General features: G+C 54.5%; 16 protein-coding genes. 9 read left to right on the top strand and 7 right to left on the bottom strand.

Annotation, left to right across the window (positions count from 1 at the left end; translation table 11 throughout):
• Positions 1-13 precede the first annotated feature (13 nt).
• The 5 genes from D9980_RS17620 (at position 14) to D9980_RS17600 (ending at position 5,171) form a co-directional block, all read left to right on the top strand.
• Positions 14-490: a lipocalin-like domain-containing protein gene (locus D9980_RS17620; RefSeq protein WP_121607987.1), complete on the top strand. Its 477-nt coding sequence runs from the start codon at positions 14-16 to the stop codon at positions 488-490.
• Positions 465-1,133, top strand: a complete 669-nt coding sequence (locus D9980_RS17615; protein ID WP_121607986.1) for a glutathione S-transferase family protein — start codon at positions 465-467, stop codon at positions 1,131-1,133. Before D9980_RS17620 ends, D9980_RS17615 begins: the two co-directional genes overlap by 26 nt.
• 46 nt (positions 1,134-1,179) lie before the next feature.
• Positions 1,180-1,587 carry a VOC family protein gene (locus tag D9980_RS17610; protein ID WP_024483962.1) on the top strand — a complete coding sequence of 136 codons (408 nt, stop codon included), beginning with the start codon at positions 1,180-1,182 and terminating at the stop codon, positions 1,585-1,587.
• A gap of 388 nt (positions 1,588-1,975) precedes the next feature.
• Positions 1,976-3,337 (top strand): NCS2 family permease, encoded by a 1,362-nt coding sequence (locus tag D9980_RS17605; RefSeq protein WP_121607985.1) that lies wholly within the window; start codon positions 1,976-1,978, stop codon positions 3,335-3,337.
• A gap of 184 nt (positions 3,338-3,521) precedes the next feature.
• A complete protein-coding gene (locus D9980_RS17600) occupies positions 3,522-5,171 on the top strand; it encodes a Na+/H+ antiporter (protein WP_024483960.1) in 1,650 nt (549 codons plus the stop codon).
• Between the two features lie 36 nt (positions 5,172-5,207).
• On the opposite strand, the gene D9980_RS17595 is transcribed toward D9980_RS17600, so the two are convergent.
• Entirely contained in the window at positions 5,208-6,935 is a 1,728-nt protein-coding gene (locus tag D9980_RS17595; RefSeq protein WP_121607984.1) for a SulP family inorganic anion transporter, read from the bottom strand.
• A 252-nt stretch (positions 6,936-7,187) separates the two neighbouring features.
• On the bottom strand, positions 7,188-8,072 hold the full coding sequence (locus D9980_RS17590; protein WP_121607983.1) for a LysR family transcriptional regulator: 885 nt from the start codon (positions 8,070-8,072) through the stop codon (positions 7,188-7,190).
• 134 nt (positions 8,073-8,206) lie between these two features.
• Between D9980_RS17590 and D9980_RS17585 the strand changes: the two genes are divergently transcribed.
• Both D9980_RS17585 and D9980_RS17580 read left to right on the top strand, forming a co-directional pair.
• Complete coding sequence (locus D9980_RS17585) at positions 8,207-8,629, top strand: CidA/LrgA family protein (RefSeq protein WP_024483957.1); 423 nt, start codon at positions 8,207-8,209, stop codon at positions 8,627-8,629.
• Positions 8,622-9,311, top strand: a complete 690-nt coding sequence (locus D9980_RS17580) for an LrgB family protein (protein ID WP_121607982.1) — start codon at positions 8,622-8,624, stop codon at positions 9,309-9,311. The genes D9980_RS17585 and D9980_RS17580 overlap by 8 nt, the downstream gene beginning before the upstream one ends.
• A 30-nt stretch (positions 9,312-9,341) precedes the next feature.
• Here D9980_RS17580 and D9980_RS17575 read toward each other — a convergent pair whose 3' ends face one another.
• Positions 9,342-10,031: a CTP synthase gene (locus tag D9980_RS17575; protein WP_121607981.1), complete on the bottom strand. Its 690-nt coding sequence runs from the start codon at positions 10,029-10,031 to the stop codon at positions 9,342-9,344.
• 228 nt (positions 10,032-10,259) lie between these two features.
• A complete protein-coding gene (gene lpxP, locus D9980_RS17570) occupies positions 10,260-11,180 on the bottom strand; it encodes a kdo(2)-lipid IV(A) palmitoleoyltransferase (RefSeq protein WP_121607980.1) in 921 nt (306 codons plus the stop codon).
• A 279-nt stretch (positions 11,181-11,459) separates the two neighbouring features.
• Between lpxP and D9980_RS27065 the strand changes: the two genes are divergently transcribed.
• Both D9980_RS27065 and D9980_RS27060 read left to right on the top strand, forming a co-directional pair.
• Complete coding sequence (locus tag D9980_RS27065) at positions 11,460-13,364, top strand: hypothetical protein (RefSeq protein ID WP_238393650.1); 1,905 nt, start codon at positions 11,460-11,462, stop codon at positions 13,362-13,364.
• Positions 13,313-14,860, top strand: a complete 1,548-nt coding sequence (locus D9980_RS27060; protein ID WP_238393649.1) for an autotransporter domain-containing protein — start codon at positions 13,313-13,315, stop codon at positions 14,858-14,860. Before D9980_RS27065 ends, D9980_RS27060 begins: the two co-directional genes overlap by 52 nt.
• Positions 14,861-14,939: 79 nt before the next feature.
• On the opposite strand, the gene fis is transcribed toward D9980_RS27060, so the two are convergent.
• From fis to D9980_RS17550, 3 genes are all read right to left on the bottom strand, one after another.
• Positions 14,940-15,236: a DNA-binding transcriptional regulator Fis gene (gene fis, locus D9980_RS17560; protein WP_000462905.1), complete on the bottom strand. Its 297-nt coding sequence runs from the start codon at positions 15,234-15,236 to the stop codon at positions 14,940-14,942.
• A gap of 21 nt (positions 15,237-15,257) precedes the next feature.
• Complete coding sequence (gene dusB, locus D9980_RS17555) at positions 15,258-16,223, bottom strand: tRNA dihydrouridine synthase DusB (protein WP_037411678.1); 966 nt, start codon at positions 16,221-16,223, stop codon at positions 15,258-15,260.
• A gap of 355 nt (positions 16,224-16,578) precedes the next feature.
• Positions 16,579-17,313, bottom strand: coding sequence for a carbonic anhydrase (locus D9980_RS17550; RefSeq protein WP_121607979.1), 735 nt, complete (start codon positions 17,311-17,313; stop codon positions 16,579-16,581).
• Between the last annotated feature and the right edge of the window lie 91 nt (positions 17,314-17,404).

The raw sequence follows: 17,404 nt of genomic DNA, 5'->3' as shown, positions 1-17,404 counted from the left end.
AGGAGTGTATGTGATGATGGCAGACCGGTTCATTGGCAGTTGGGCGCTGGTTTCTTCCGTATTCAAAGGGGAGGATGGGGCAATACATCACCCTTTGGGCGAGCAGGTGTTGGGACGGCTCAACTATGAGGCCAACGGCACCATGGCAGCGCAGCTCTATAGCGCAACGCGGCCAAGGTTTGCCTCGGAGGATTTGGCGCAGGGCAGCGATCGAGAGATCCGCACCGCCTTTGTGAATATGCTCTGTTATTTTGGCCGCTATCGGATTGATGAAGATAAACAGTGCGTCATTCATCGGGTCGAGGGCTGTTCGTTCCCCAACTGGCTAGGTAGCCAGCAGATCCGCTTCTACAGTTTCACTGGCGAGACACTCACATTACGCACCGTACCGTTGCAGCTGGATAACAGCGTGCAGATTGGCGAATTGGTGTGGCAACGGCTCCAGGCCGTCGAGGGAGAAAACCATGATTATCGTGCATCATCTGAATAACTCGCGTTCGCAGCGCATCTTGTGGTTTTTGGAGGAGCTCGGTGTTCCCTATCAGGTTCTACGTTATCAACGCGATAAAACCACCATGTTGGCACCGCCCGAGTTGAAAAAGATCCACCCGTTGGGTAAATCGCCGGTAGTGGTAGACGGCGATCTGACGCTGGCCGAGTCGGGTGCCATTATTGAATATTTGCAGGAAGCCTATGACGCGCAAGGGTTATTCACGCCCACGGATTTCCACGCTCGCCAGGAGTATCGCTATTGGCTGCACTATGCAGAAGGGTCGTTGATGCCGCTGCTGGTAATGAAACTGGTGTTTAGCCGTTTAGGACACCCGCCAATCCCATGGGTGATACGCCCGTTTGCCGGGGCGATCGGTAAAGGGGTACAGAAAGAGTATCTGGATAAGCAGATTGCGACGCATCGCGATTATCTGGAGCAACATCTGAATAAAAGCACCTGGTTTGTAGGCAATGAATTCAGCGCTGCGGATATCCAGATGAGTTTCCCGGTGGAGGCGTTAGCTGGGCGAGGCGGGCTGGAGGGGTGCCCGAAACTGCAAAACTATCTGCAACGCATTCACGCGCGTCCTGCGTATCAGCGTGCTCTGGAACAGGGGGGGCCGTTTAGCGTGCTGGGTTGAAGGCTTGAACTATACTCGATAGGGTCACTTTCATAGGAGGTAGCCCATGGCTACGCAAATTTTTGTTAACCTGCCCGTCAGCAATTTGCCCGCTTCTATCGAGTTCTTCCGCCAACTGGGGTTTATCTTCAACCCGCAGTTTACCGATGACACTGCCGCCTGCATGGTCGTGAGTGAGAGTATTTACGTGATGTTGCTGACTCACGAGAAATTCCTACTGTTTACCCCCAATCCCATCAGCGATGCCAACAAAGCGACGGAAGTGCTGATTTGCCTGTCGCAACCCAGTCGTGCAGCGGTAGATGCGTTGGTACGCAAAGCCATTGCTGCCGGTGGCAATACTTATAATCAGCCACAGGATTACGGCACTATGTATGGCCATGGCTTCCAGGATTTGGATGGTCATATCTGGGAGTTGATGTACATGGATGAGCAGGCGATGCAATCGCAATAATCTTTTCCGCCCCAAGCTGTCGGGGCGATCTCCCCTCTTCAAGTCGTAATGTGATAAACCTCACATCTTCAACAATGAGCGTTGCCAATCCGTTTTCGCATAAATTGTCGCGATCTTTAGTTGATCAGACGGCATAGAAGGCTAGATAATCGTTTGCCTTGAAAATCCCTCCCAGTAGCGTTTGGGATTTTTGGGGATAAGACCACCATAAATCACCCGCTGCATGCGATGAGAGTTAAACGTTTGCCTTTTACACGGCGTCTGTTGCCGCGTTCCTGAAGGGTAAGGAAGCGAACGTGACGGAAACGGTTTCGTAATGACCATGCATCAGTGGGATAACAAGCCATTTCATCCAGGCTGGCAGCAATGAAAAACAGGGGACAGCAACATGTCGAATTCTCAAGCAAATAACGCCGTGACACCTAAAGGCGGGCTTGATGCGTATTTTAAACTTACAGCACGGGGTACCAACGTGCGTCAGGAAGTGGTGGCAGGGTTAACCACCTTCCTGGCGATGGTCTACTCGGTGATCGTGGTTCCCAGCATGCTGGGTAAGGCCGGTTTCCCACCGACTGCGGTATTCGTTGCCACCTGCCTGGTTGCCGGTTTGGGGTCGTTGCTGATGGGCTTGTGGGCCAACCTGCCGATGGCGATTGGTTGTGCTATTTCACTGACGGCGTTCACCGCCTTTAGTCTGGTGCTGGGTCAGCAGATCAGCATTCCCGTGGCGTTGGGTGCCGTATTCCTGATGGGGATCCTGTTTACCATTATCTCGATTACCGGTATCCGTTCCTGGATCCTGCGTAACCTGCCAATGGGAGTGGCGCACGGCACCGGTATTGGTATCGGCCTGTTCCTGCTGTTGATCGCGGCTAACGGTGTCGGCCTGGTGGTGAAAAATCCGCTGGATGGCTTGCCGGTAGCGCTGGGAGCATTTACCTCGTTTCCAGTGGTGATGACGTTAATCGGGTTGGCGGTGATCTTCGGCCTGGAAAAACTGCGTGTACCTGGCGGCATCTTGCTGGTCATTATTGCCATCTCGCTTATCGGCCTGATTTTCGACCCGGCGGTGAAGTACCAAGGGTTGTTCGCCATGCCTAGCCTGGCGGGGCCGGATGGTAAATCGCTGATCTTCAGCCTGGATATCATGGGGGCGTTACAACCGGTGGTGTTGCCAAGCGTGTTGGCATTGGTAATGACTGCGGTGTTCGACGCCACGGGGACCATCCGTGCGGTCGCTGGGCAGGCCAATCTGCTGGATAAAGATGGCCAGATCATTAACGGTGGCAAAGCGCTGACTTCTGATTCCCTGAGCAGCATTTTCTCCGGGCTGGTTGGGGCTGCACCTGCCGCGGTTTATATCGAATCTGCCGCGGGTACGGCGGCGGGCGGTAAAACCGGCCTGACGGCCACCGTGGTCGGTCTGTTGTTCCTACTGATCCTGTTCCTGTCGCCGTTGTCCTATCTGGTGCCAGTGTACGCCACCGCTCCTGCGCTGATGTATGTTGGCCTGCTGATGTTGAGCAACGTCACCAAGCTGGATTTCGACGACTTTGTCGACGCCATGGCCGGTTTGCTGTGCGCGGTGTTTATCGTGCTGACCTGTAACATCGTGACTGGCATCATGCTGGGCTTCAGCTCGCTGGTGATTGGCCGCGTGTTCTCTGGTGAATGGCGCAGGCTGAACATCGGTACCGTGTTAATCGCGGTGGCGCTGGTGGCATTCTATGCGGGTGGTTGGGCAATTTAAGCCTTTCTTCTACGGGGCCATCCTCCGGCCCCGTTGTTCATTTCCTTCAGACTATTCTCCCTCTTTGCTGCGACGTGTTTTGAAAGGCACAACAAGCTTTATAACTGAGAAAAAAAGTGATCTACTATTCGGACACTATTACCCGCGCGCTTTGGTGATCTGAACTTAAGAGTCTAAGGAAAGCATGGAAATATTTTTTACAATCCTCATTTTGATCCTGGTGGTCTCCCTGTCTGGGGTGGTAACACGCATGTTGCCGTTCCAGATCCCGTTACCCTTGATGCAAATTGCCATTGGGGCCTTGCTGGCCTGGCCGAATTTCGGGCTGCATGTTGATTTTGACCCCGAACTGTTTTTAGTGCTGTTTATTCCGCCATTGCTGTTTGCCGACGGTTGGAAAACACCGACACGCGAATTCCTGCACCACGGACGTGAAATCCTGGGGCTGGCATTGGTGCTGGTGTTGATCACCGTTGTTGGAGTTGGGTATCTCATTTACATGATGGTACCGGGTATTCCGTTGGTTGCTGCGTTTGCGCTGGCGGCGGTGCTGTCACCTACCGATGCCGTTGCTCTGGGTGGTATTGTTGGCAAAGGGCGCATCCCCAGAAGCATCATGAGTGTGCTGGAAGGCGAGGCGTTGATGAATGACGCTTCCGGCCTGGTATCGTTAAAATTTGCCATCGCGGTGGCGATGGGCACCATGGTGTTCACCGTCGGTGGTGCCTCCATGGAGTTTCTGAAGGTGGCGATCGGGGGTCTGCTCGCCGGTGTAGCGGTTACCTGGACCTACAGTAAATCGCTGCGCGTGATGAGCCGTTGGAGCGGAGACGATCCGGCCACGCAGATTGTGTTGCTGCTGCTGTTGCCTTTTGCCTCCTATCTGATTGCCGAACATATCGGCGTGTCCGGCATTCTGGCTGCCGTCGCGGCGGGGATGACCATCAGCCAGTCTGGCGTGATCCGTAACGCACCACTGGCTATGCGTTTGCGCGCTAACAGCGTCTGGGCGATGCTGGAGTTCGTGTTCAACGGCATGGTGTTCATCATGTTGGGGCTGCAGCTGCCGGGGATCCTGGAAACCTCGATTGTGCAGGCTGAACTGGATCCGACTATCGAGACCTGGTATCTGTTCACCGACGTGGCGATTATTTACGCCGCGCTGCTGGTGCTGCGTTTCAGTTGGCTGTGGGTGATGAAAAAGGCCAGTAATCGCTTTATGAAAAAGCGCCCTCTACAGTTTGGCGATTACAGCATACGTGAGCTGTGGGTCGCTTCTTTCGCTGGCGTGCGTGGGGCGATTACGCTGGCCGGTGTGCTTTCTATCCCGCTGTTACTTAGCGATGGCACCGCCTTCCCGGCGCGCTATCAACTGGTGTTTATCGCCGCCGGGGTGATCCTGCTGTCACTGATCGTTGGCGTACTGGCGTTGCCGTTATTGCTGCGCGGGGTGCATGTCGCAGACAAGAGCGCCAGCAAGACCGAAGAGCGCATGGCGATTGCCATGGCTGCCGAGGTGGCGATTGAGAGCATTAACAAGATGGAAGAGCGGCTGGTGGCAGACACCGAGGAAAACCTCGATCCGCAGGTGCTCAAAGAGGTCAGTTCCAGGGTGACCGGAATGTTGCGGCGGCGTATTGCCAGTAAAGACGATATCGAAAATGCGCTGGCGTTGGAAAACCTCGAGCGGCGTTTCCGTTTGACCGCCTTGCGGGCGGAGCGTGGTGAGCTTTATCACCTGCGTGCTACGCAAAAAATCAGCAACGAGACGCTGCAAAAACTGCTGCACGATCTCGATCTGCTGGAAGCCTTGCTGGTTGAGCGAGAAGGCTAGCCACATCTGTACGGGGGCCGCTATGCGGCCCCTATCTTACTCAGCCAAGGCTTCGGCATCTCGCTCTCCTTGCGCTTTACTCTCCTTGCTTTGGATCAGCTTCAACGCCAGATACAGGTCGGGAACCAGGATCAGTTTATTCTCCTTGCTGCCGGAGCGATCCAGGCGAAACCAGCGTGTCAATTCGGTACGGCGGCCTGCAAGTACCAGGCCGATCCCACGCAGTTGTAAATCCCGCTTCAATTCTTCGACAGCCGCGAGCACGCTGATATCCGCATGGGTGAAGCTGGCCACCGCGTCAATCACCACCCAACGTGGCTGGTCCTGCGATCCATCTACCAGAGTGGTGATCCGCCGCTTGAAATAGGCGACGTTAAAGTAGGTCAACGGCGAATTAAAGCGGTACATAATGACGCCATCGACCGGCTGGATGCCGTTGCTCTTACCTAGCGAATGGATCATACCGTCTGCATTGACCCCCAGCAGCTGCTCGGTAGGCCGGAAAACCGTCTGTAGAAACTGTAACAGGCCCAGCAGCACAGCCAGCCCAATGCCGGGAATGATCCCTACCAGCAGCACGCTCAAGAATGTAAACAGCGCCAGATAGAACGCGGGGCGATTGCGTTTGCGCAGCCGGAAAATGCTGCGCATATCCAGCAGCGACCAAGAGGCGTAAATCAGCACCACGCCGAGTACCGGGATGGGGATAAACTGCAGCGGCTCGCTAAAAAATGCCACTACCAAAGCGATCGCCAGCGCGGCAATCACCGAGACCAGCTGGCTTTTGCCGCCGTTGGCATCGTTAACGGCGGTACGGGAGTTGGCACCGCTGATGGCGAATCCCTGCGAAAGCCCGGAGACGATATTCACCAGCCCCAGTGCGCGAAACTCGCTGTCGGCGTCAACTTCGTAGCCATTTTTTGCCGCAAAGCTCCTGGTGGTCAGCATCATGCTGACAAAGCTGACGACGGCCAGGTTGAGCGCCGGGATCACCAGATCGCGCAGCAGCCCGGGTTTAAAATTCGGCCATGACACCATGGGCAAACCGCCACCGGTATAGCCCCCAACCGTTTCAATACCAAAATGCGGCAAATTCGCCGCCCGGGTCAACGCCGTCGTCAGCACCACGGCGAACAGCGGGGCGGGCCAGTTAGGCCGGGCATAGTGGACGCCAAGCAGGATCAACAGCGTCAGTAGTGACATAAGCACCGTGGGCCAATGGCTGTTGAGTAAGTTAACCGGCAGTGCGTAAATGCGTTCAATCAGCTCGCTGGAGGGCGAGGAAAAACCGAATATCTTGCTGATCTGATTGACGATAATCGTCAGCGCTACGCCGTTGAGCAACCCATTGAGGATCGGGCGTGACAGCAGGTCTGCAATGGCTCCCAGCTTGAAGCGGCTGGCAATCAGGCACCAGGTTCCCATCATCAGGGTCATCACGATGGTCAATTGCCAGTGCAGCTCGGTATGGCCAGCCGCTAGCGGAGTGACTACTGCGGCGATGACCGCGCAGGTGGCTGCATCAGGTCCGACGATCAACTGACGCGATGAGCCAAAAATGGCGTAGGCGATCATCGGTAGAATACAGGAGTAAAGCCCGACGATGGCGCTCACGCCAGCCAGCTCGGCGTAGGCAATCGCCACCGGTAATGCCACTGCCGCCACCGAGAGGCCAGCTCGGATATCAGGTTTCAACCAGCTACGCTCGTAAGCGAGCAGGTTCATCAGGCCAGGAGCGATACTCTGGAGGGATTTCCGCTGCATATCTTTTCCATCCGGCTGAATAAAGGGGCATGCTGTCTCTTTCGTTGGCCGGAAGAGTAAATCAGCGGTTTTTTAGTGATTTTTGATGAGCATTAGCCGAAGTATAGCAGGGGATTATGACGTGAATTTGCTGCCGTTATGGAATGAGAGGGACTTTACGGGCCACAGATTGATCACGCTACTTGATAGGCGCTCTGAATCGGCTCCCTCGCCCTTTGGGAGAGGGTTGGGGTGAGGGGAAACAGAAGACTATTAAGGCTGAGGCCAATACTCCCGGCAGCAGGCAATCCAGGCCTGGGCGCTGTGGGAAAGGTAGCTGCCCTGGCGCCAGATCAGCCCCACTTGCCACTCCATTCGTGGCTCCAGCGGCAGCCAGATCAGGTTTTCTTTATCCAGCCATTGGCAGACTGGCTCCGGTAAGGTGGCAATTCCCACACCGGCCTGCACCATCGCCGCCAGAAAATCCCACTGGCCGCTGCGTACGGCAATCTTGGGTTCGAAGCCAGCCTGCTGAAAAGCGGCCATCAGCATTTTATACAGCGTGAAGTCTTCGTTATAAATCAGGATTGGCCACTCGGCCAGCTCATTGATCGCGATGCTGGTGCGGTTGAGCCAGTGTGTCGTCTTTGGTACAACCACGCACATCGGGTGGCTTAGCAGGGGCAAAAAGGTCAACGGCTGGTCAGATACTGCGGGCAGTATCGTCATCGCCAGGTCCAACTCTCCGGTTAACACCGCCTGTTCAACCGAAAGGCCGCCCAGCTCGGAGATCTTCAATTCGATACCCGGATAGGTCTGGCGGAACTGACGGATCAAACCGGCAATCTGCCTGCCGACCATGGGGGGAATACCCAGCCGCAGCACACCCCTTTTCACCGAGCTGATGTCATCCAGTTCGGCCTCTAACTGACGGAACTCATCCAGGATCGCCAGGCCGCGCTGATAGACCGCTTGCCCGCTGTCGGTGAGATGCAGCTTGCGCCCTTCGCGTACCAGCAGTGTGCACTCCAACTCATCTTCCAGATGGCGCAACATTTTGCTGATGGTGGGTTGGGTAACAAACAGCTTCTCGGCCGCGCGGGTGAAACTTTGCTGGCGGACCACTTCCACAAAATAACGCAGGGTGCGGACATCCACTTTGGGCTCTCCTGAAGGCGGTGCCGCCGGGAAACTATTCCCTTATGGCATGATGTTGATGATTTTAATTCATTTCAGGCAGGGTTTCCCGGCTGCGTATACTGTAAGCCTTGATTTTTTCTGAGGTTGCTTTCATGTCTCTGGCTTTACGCCGTGCTGCGCCTGCTTTCCTGGTCCGCCTACAGGTGCCGATTCAAGTGGTGCTGTATGCCTTGTTATTCCTGCTTGCCGATCGACTGGTGCAACAGTTTCATCTGCCTTTGCCCGCTAACATCGTAGGCATGTTGATGATGTTGGCGCTGATCCTACTGCGCATTTTGCCGCTTAACTGGGTAAAGGCGGGGTCGCGTTGGCTACTGGCCGAAATGCTGCTGTTTTTTGTGCCAGCGGTAGTGGCGGTGGTGAACTATGCCCAACTGTTGATGGTGGAGGGCTGGAAGATTTTTTTGGTGATTGCCATCAGCACCATGCTGACACTGGGAGCGACCGGGCTGGTGGTGGATCGCGTTTATCGTTTCGAGATCTGGCTGCAACGGCGGAAAATGCGTAATGAATGACGTGATCCTCAGCATCACCTGCTTGGTGGTGACATTGGTCCTCTATTTTGCCAATAAATGGCTCTACCGCCGCCGCCGTAGCCTGCTGTTGATGCCGTTGGTGCTGACGCCGATGGTATTGGTGCTGTTGCTAGTGGTGACACATATCTCGTATCAGAGCTATATCGGTGAAACGCACTGGCTGCTGTGGTTGCTTGGCCCGGCAACTATCGCCTTTGCCGTGCCGGTCTATGAAAACCTGCATATTATTCGCCGCCATTGGCTTTCTCTCAGCGTCGGGGTGTTTACCGCGGTGGTGGTAGCCGTTTACAGCTCGGTGTGGCTGGCCCGTTGGTTGACGTTACCGGATGAGGTGCAGCGTAGCCTGGCGGTGCGTTCCATCACTACGCCGTTCGCGCTGGAAGCGGCGAAACAGATGGGCGGCCAACCCGACTTGGTGGCACTGTTTGTGGTGATCACCGGCGTGTTTGGCATGGCGGTAGGCGATATTCTGTTCCTGCGCTTGTCGGTGCGCAGCGGTCTGGCGAAAGGGGCGGGGTTTGGCGCCTCTTCCCACGGTGCCGGTACCGCCAGAGCCTATGAAATAGGCCAGCAGGAAGGCGTAGTGTCTAGCCTGGTGATGATGTTGGCGGGGATTATCACGGTGATCGGGGCGCCCTTGATCGGTCGGTTAATGTGGTAATCAGGGGGCTGGGCTAGCCCCCGACAAGGGTTAACGAGCGGCCTGGATCAGGGCCACAATCAGTGGGGAAAGCTCCCCACGTAACGCCGCACGTTCTGACTGGAATAGGGTAGCGGCATAAAAACGGTGGCCTGGCAGCTCCACCGAGCGGACATCGCCTTCAATGTCATGCCCACTAATGATCAGCGGGTGTTGCTCCAAATCCGCCACAAATTCAGGGTTAACTCCGAAGTTACAGTGATAGCCTTCGTGAGTCTCCAGCTTGCCATAGGCGCGGGCGATCAGCGTGTTTGGCTGAAAAAGGATGGTGCCGGTTTTCTCAACCAGTGAACAGCTCAGCGGTGCGATCACCAAGCGGCCCCCGCTATCGGTCTCCGCGTGACCAGCATCGCGCCAACCCATCACATTGCGCGCATATTCTACCACCGCATATTGAAACCCACCGCAAGACCCTAGAAAAGGGATGTTCTGCTCGCGGGCATGGCGGATCGTCATAAATACGCCGTCATCGTAGCGATAGGGGCTGCCAGGGACCACCCAGATAGCATCATAATCCTGCAGGACAGAGACATCGGTCAGGGTTTCTGTGGGGAGCCACTGGGATTGGATATCAATATCGAGGTGTGAGGCGGTAAGTTGGAGAGCGACGGGGATGGCTTGGTGGGCAACGGCTTCGCTGCGGTAATCACCAATCAGAGCAAGACGAACCTGCGTTTTCATCGTTTATTTTCCTGAGCGGGTAAAAAAGGATGTTACAGCAGAGTTAAAAACGGGTCTGTGAATTTTTCAAAGGAGAGCACAAAATGCGCGAGGGATTGATAGGGGGCTACAGATTGACTGCCGTACCTGATTTCGGCTCCATACGGCTCCCTCTCCCTGTGGGAGAGGGTTGGGGTGAGGGGGGATTGCCGATCTCGACTGATCAACATCACCTTCCAGAAAGCGAATTTAATACAGTGAAGGCGAACCTGTCGGGCGCGTTTTGAAGCGGCGGTGCAGCCACAGATATTGCTCTGGAGCGCGCATGATCTCTTTTTCTACCACTTTATTCATGTAGGCGGCGGCGGCCACTTCATCGTCGATTGGGTAGTCTTCTAACGCCGGTTGGATCAGCAGATCGTAGCCACAGCCTTTCGGGCGGCGGATGAGCACGACCGGTACCAACGCCGGTTTAGCCATGCGGGCCAGCATAAAGGTCCCGCTGGTGGTGGCGGCCTGATCAACGGCAAACAGTGGGGCAAACACGCTGCCACGTGGGCCGTAATCCTGATCGGGAGCGAACCATACGGCTTCGCCGCGCTTCAGGGCTTGCACCATGCCGCGCAGATCTTTGCGATCCAGCATGGCTTTGTTGGAGCGCATGCGGCCTTTGGTCTGTGCCCATTCCATCGCCTTGTTATTGTGTGGGCGATACATGGCCATCATCGGCTGACACAGGCCCATCGCCCGGCCGCCCAACTCCAGCGACATGAAATGCACCCCAATCACCAGCACGCCACGGCCATTTTGCTGGGCCTGTTTCAGGTGGTTGATGCCGCTCACGTTGAACCAGCGTTTCACGCGTTTATCTGACCAGAACCAGGCCATGCCGGTTTCCAGCAGACCCATGCCGAGGGATTCGAAATTACCGATAATTTGACGTTCGCGGACTGCTGCATCCATCTCCGGGAAGCACAGTTCAAGATTGCGGCGGGTGATCGACACGCGGCGTTTCAGGAAGCGCATAGAGGTGCGGCCCATCCAGCCACCGAGCTTGTGCAGCACGGGATAGGGTAGTTGAACCAGCAGGAACAGGACCGCCAGGCCAAACCAGGTCAGCCAGTAGCGAGGGTGCAGTAACGCACGTTTAAAAGTTTGTGGACGCTTCATATCAACTCTGTATGCGAAATGGGGGTAGAAACCTGTAGCGCATAAAGAAGCGACTCAATAGCGATACCATACTCTGACACCCAGTCATAACGATCGTTTAGCCGTTGACTAAACTTTTACATCGAAGGGCGGTTCGCATTGCTATTAGCCTTCGGAAGGACGGCTGCTCGCCAGCGAAGGGGGCTCTCGTATTCACGATTATACCACACAAAACGTGGGTGTGAGAGTGGGTGGGTGATACGTCCACAAAGGGGTATCCGAGGGCTATTGGGGTATTTCTTGTTAGTTATGTTGATTCTTTGTTTAAACGAGGTATGTCCTTCTATACTTGAAGGAAATTTTTCCTTTCATTTGTACACAAGGATGGTTGATTTGAAAAAGCTATTCATCACGGCGGCGTTAACCAGTTTTTTCCCCAGTTACAATAGTTACGCTGCAGACAGTTACCTGGTCTATAACACAAATAATATCGCTGTCTTCCAAGTCCGCTTTTTTGATGTGGGTGATGGCCCTTTTATACCGAATTCACCGCAGCCAACTGAGTCGACCTGGGATCTGAATCAACAGCAGAAAGAAAAAATACTGGATGCCATGCGGTACTGGGCTGAAGTCATTACCCCCAGACCCGATCAACTGCCTGCCATCATCAACGTAGGCACTTTTGATGATGTGAACGCTGCAGGCTCCAGCGAATCGGTCACCGATGGTGTAATCACCATTACACAATTGCAGGGGGCTTTGAACGGTATTGATACCGGCGAGTTAACCTTCGGTTCTCATGGCCAATTTATCATGGGAAAAATGGATTTTGATCATATTCCCTATGTCCCAGCGCAATTACCCCGCTCCGGAAAAACGGATCTGGTCAGTGTTGCCGTTCATGAACTGGCTCATGGGTTGGGTATCTCTAATATGGCCACCGATTTGGCTGGAGAGGGGACATTTACTCCAGCTTTTGACACCGATATGCCTTTCGGCTCCTGGACTGCGCATCTGCGTGATGACAATGGAAATCCGGCACGCCCCGGTCAGGTCATACTTTGCGAGGGGTGCAATAACTCATGGGATCCGCAAGGCTTTGATGTGCGCCTCGATAAGGGATATTTCACGGGCAAACACGTGGATGAAGTGCTGGCGGGAGCCATGCCCGGCGTTCCGGTAAGAATGTTGGCTGACGATGGCTCGGTTGACGATAACTATATGAGCCATATCGAGCTGAAAAACAGCATGATGAGCCATCAGGATTACCGCAACTACACCACGTTTATGGAAGCCGAGTTGGCGTTATTGCAGGACATGGATTATCAGATCGATCGGCGTAATTTCTTCGGCTCTTCGCTCTACGGTGATGGGCAGACGCTGGTTAATCGACATGGTTACTTTTTACGTAACAAGCAGGGCGATGGCTACATCGAGGGGCAGTATAATACCGCGACATTGGGCGTTGGCTTGCATGTTTACGGCAGCAATAACCACATCTTCCAGCAAGCGGATCTGTTAACACAGGGCGCCGGTGGGGCAGGTATTCGTATCGATGGGCAAAACAACACGCTGAACGTTGAGCCAGGCACTCGCGTATACGCCGACGGGGCCAATGGCCGCGGCGTGATGTTTGCTTATGGCAAGAACCACAATCTCATTCAGCGTGGCGATGTTCAAGCGCTAGGCGCTAAGGGCGTTGCTCTCAGTTTTGATTTTGGCAATAACCTGCTGGGCAACGATGTGGATTACCGGGGATCCTGGATACATTATGTTGGTGGACAGGTTGCAACATTATTGCCGGAGCTACAGGGGGCGCTGGTCAATAATGCGGATATTAGCGGCCGGGTTGCCGCTAAAGGTGCGGCGATTTATATCTCGCCAAACGCGCTGGTCAACAATATCAATCTATTAAATGGTGCTCAGCTGGAAGGGAATATCTACTCGGATTATAACCAGTTGGATGAGCATGGCCAGCAGCGCCTGACCCAGTTTACCTTTGGGCGCCTGGCCAATTTGCAAGGGCAGGCAACCGATCAGGCAGACCCCAAATTCCGGTTCAACTATCGGGGAAATATTGAAGGTATCGACAATCTGGCGCTGAGCACTCGCGGGGGATCACTTCGCTTAATGGTCACCACCAGATTTACAGCATGTCTATCGCACCAGGCTCCACGCTGGCTGGCAACAGCGATTATACCTTGAACCCGGCGGGCCGCTTTGTGAATGACGGTATCCTTGCGCCGGGTAACTCGCTAGGGCAAATCGAGGTCACCGGCCTCTATCAACAGGGCGAGAAGGGGCAGTTGCTGTTAGAGGTCGATGGCCGTGGTGGACACGATACCCTGGTGGTTAATGGCCATGCTGCATTCAACGGTCAGCTAACGTTTGCGCCTCAGCCAGACTGGTATGCCACAGACTGGCGGCTGGATTCGGGCGAGATGCTGAAAGCCACCTCGCATAGCGGAGAATTCAGCACGGTGGACGGGTTACTCAGTTCGCCTACGCTGGCCTTGCAGGCAACGCCGCAGGGTGAGGATCGTTGGCAACTCGCGATGTTGCGTGCAGACAACGCCTACAGCCAGTATGCCCAGGACAGCAATGCGCGGCAGGTCGGCCAGGCGCTGGACCACATTGTGTCGGTTGCAGGTGCAGACATCCAGCCGCTGTACCGCACGCTGGACTTTTCTGCCGCCGACGGTGGGAGCATCAGCAGTGCTTTGCCGCAACTATCCCCTGCTGCGTACAGTGCGATGTTCGCCAGCTCTCTCAATCGTGAACAGCAGATTACGCGGATTGTCAGCGGATCTCATCCCACCACGCCAGAGCAACAGGTTGCAGGCGAATGGCATAGTTTTGCCATACCCTTTGGTGGCGGTTTCTGGCAGCAGCGCCAGGGTAGTCAGGTTGGCTATGATGCCAGCAGCTACGGCATAGTCTTTGGTGCAGACAAGCGCAGCGAACAGAATAGCGACTGGGTTTATGGCTTCCATGGTGCGGTCAGTGGACAATCGGTAACGGTCAAATCACCGGAGAACGCCAGCGGTAAAACCACGGCTTTCGATCTGGGTATCCAGGCTCGTTATGCCGCCGATCGGCAAGCGGGGATGTATTTATTCGGCAATGGCCGGTTTGGCATAGAAGATAGCCGTTTGGATCGCAGCATCAGCGTCGAGACTTATCAAGCGAGCCAACATGCCAGTTGGACCGGATTGGCGGGTTCTGTTGCGGCTGGTGGCGGTTATCGCTGGGCGTTGAATGATCAATGGAGCGCTGGACCGGTGGCCGCATTGAATTACACTACCCTGCATCGCCCAAGCGTGACGGAAACGGGCAACGACAGTAGCCGCCTGGCGCTAGGTTCGAGCACTTTTGATTCTCTGCGCTCCAGCATTGGGGTCAACAGCAGTTGGGATCTTCCGCTCTCTTCGGGCGCTGCTATTGCTGCCGATCTGCAACTGACCTGGGATCATGAGTTGCTGGATAGCGACGTATCGCAAGAAGCCTCTTTCGCCAACTACCGCGCGGCGAGCTTCAGCAACAAGAATCAGGTGACTGGGCGTGACTCCATGGGGGTGAAAGCCGGGGTTCGTTACCAAATCAATAGGGATGTGGAGCTGGGCTTGGGGGTAGAGAGCGAGCTGTTCCGTTCTGGTTATGACTCGGTAGCGGGCAACCTTTCGGCCACCTGGCGTTTCTGACAGGCCGGTATGATAAAAGAAAAAGGCGCTTATCAAATGAGATAAAAGCGCCTTTTTTCAACAGCTTGACTGACTAGTATCAGTTCATGCCGTATTTTTTCAATTTCTTACGCAGTGTACCGCGGTTGATCCCCATCATCAGGGCAGCACGGGTCTGGTTGCCACGGGTGTACTGCATCACCATGTCCAACAGTGGCTGTTCAACTTCAGCCAGTACCAGCTCATACAGATCGTTAACGTCTTGACCGTTCAGTTGAGCAAAATAGTTCTTCAGTGCTTGCTTAACCGAGTCACGCAGAGGCTTTTGAGTCACTTGGTCCTGTGAGTTCACGGTTGAAACGGTCAGTACGTCAGAATTTACGCGTTGTTCGAACATAGTTCTGTCAGCTCTTTTTTGTTACGCAAGATTTTCGAAATATGCCTCCAACGCCTCCAGCTGTTCGCTGGCATCCTCTATGGCGTTGAATGTGCGCCGAAACTGGTCATTAGGGGCATGCTCCTGTAAGTACCAAGAGACGTGCTTTCGAGCAATCCGGAATCCCTTGCCTTGGCCGTAAAAGCCGTGCAATTCCCGAATATGCCCTATTAACAAGCGCTTCACTTCGCCAAGTGGCATCGGTGGCAGCAGCTCCCCAGTGTCCAGATAATGCTGGATTTCCCGGAAGATCCAGGGTCTCCCCTGAGCAGCACGGCCTATCATCAGGGCATCAGCCCCAGTGTAGTCGAGCACTGCTCTGGCTTTATGCGGGTCAGTAATGTCGCCATTCGCGATGATCGGAATGGAGACATTCTGCTTAACTGCCCGAATGCTGTCGTACTCCGCGTTGCCGTTGAACAGGCAGGCACGGGTTCGGCCATGAATCGTCAGGGCCTGTATACCACAATCTTCGGCCAGTTGGGCAATTTCTACACAGTTACGGTTCTCTGGTTCCCAGCCGGTTCGGATCTTAAGTGTTACCGGCACATCCACCGCGTTAACCACCGCGAGGAGGATCTGTCTAACCAGATCCGGGTACTGCAGTAACGCAGACCCTGCAAGCTTCCGGTTCACTTTCTTGGCTGGGCACCCCATATTGATGTCGATGATCTGTGCACCGCTGGCCACATTAATGCGCGCCGCGGCGGCCATATCATCAGGATCACATCCGGCTATTTGCACGGAACGGATCCCTGGTTCATCGCTATGTACCATACGCAGACGTGACTTATCCGTGCGCCACACCTCCGGGTTGGAGGAGAGCATTTCGGATACAGCCATCCCAGCACCCATTGCATGACATAAGGTTCTGAATGGGCGATCTGTGATGCCGGCCATCGGGGCCGCAATCAGGCAATTTGTTAACTGGTGGTGTCCAATGCGCATAGACAAAGACTGACCATACTGTGTCCGCAAGGGCGCGTATATTACGCATTTTTTCATTCAGATGAAAGGCCAAACTTTGACCAATCGACAGTTATTGGGCAATAAAAGTGCGTTTATGCACCCTTGATGAAAATATTATGGTTATTTAACAATGCTTTGTATGATTGTGCTTAATTTGCGTACGCTAAAATATTCCATTAACGGCAGGATTTTATCTTTACGCGCCGGTAATAACAGATCGTAACATCAGGTTATTTGTAACATTCTCAGCTTAATACTTTGACAAATCGGCAAGAATGGTGCTGGGAATTACCGCCACCCCAGTGAGGGCAGCGGCAGATGTAGCAGGCAAAAATCAATCGACGATGACGCGGCCGTTGAGCGGCTGTACCGGACGATTGTTGTTATGGTGCACTACCGAGTGGAATTGACTGATTTGTTCGGCAGAAGCGCTTACAGGCTGATCTAGCACCAACCAACTGACCCCTTCAGAGCAGGGTGGCGTCGTCAGTGAACCGCTGAAGCGGTAGAAGTTAAACTGTTTCGGCAGCAGCGCTTTGATATCCAGCGGCTTGTTCAGCACGGCGGTCTGATCGACGGCGGCAGGCATTTGTTGCCAGGCCTGTGCCAGTTGCGGATTGGCTTTACCTGGTTGGAACATCAGGGCCAGCACCGCCAGGGCACCGTCTTTGTCCTTGTAGACAAAGTGCGCTTCCAGTGGGAACTGCTTGCCGTCGATCTCGTTTTCGCTCGGGGCGTGGAAATGGAACTGCTGCAGCGTGAAGGTGTCGTTATCCAACCGCAGGGTGTTACCTTCGCTGACGTTGACTTGAATGGTGTGCCCGTTGTTGACGATTTGCTGTTTGCCCGGCTGGAAAGCCAGCTCAAGCTTGCCGTGCTGGGTTTTCAGTGCGCCCTGGATGTTGACCGGGGACTGGTTTTTACCGGTTTCACACAGTGAAAAATCGGGTGAAAGCTTACCCCAATGTGCCGGGTCTTCCTGGCCTTCATAGCCCCAATGAGCATGTTCTGAGGCCCCGATCGAGAAGCTGGCGGCCAACAGGGCGGCAAGCAACATTTTTCCTTTCATTTCCTAATCCTTGTCCAATGAAAATACCAATTATCCTGGGTGGGAGGCTCATATGCTGCGGGCCGCCTTCACTCCGAGCTGGAGAATACGC

The organism is Serratia sp. 3ACOL1, from assembly GCF_003668775.1.
GTDB classification, from domain to species: Bacteria; Pseudomonadota; Gammaproteobacteria; order Enterobacterales; family Enterobacteriaceae; genus Chania; species Chania fonticola.
The sequence above is the reverse complement of the archived record's forward strand: the minus strand, read 5'-3'. Positions and strand labels throughout refer to the sequence as shown.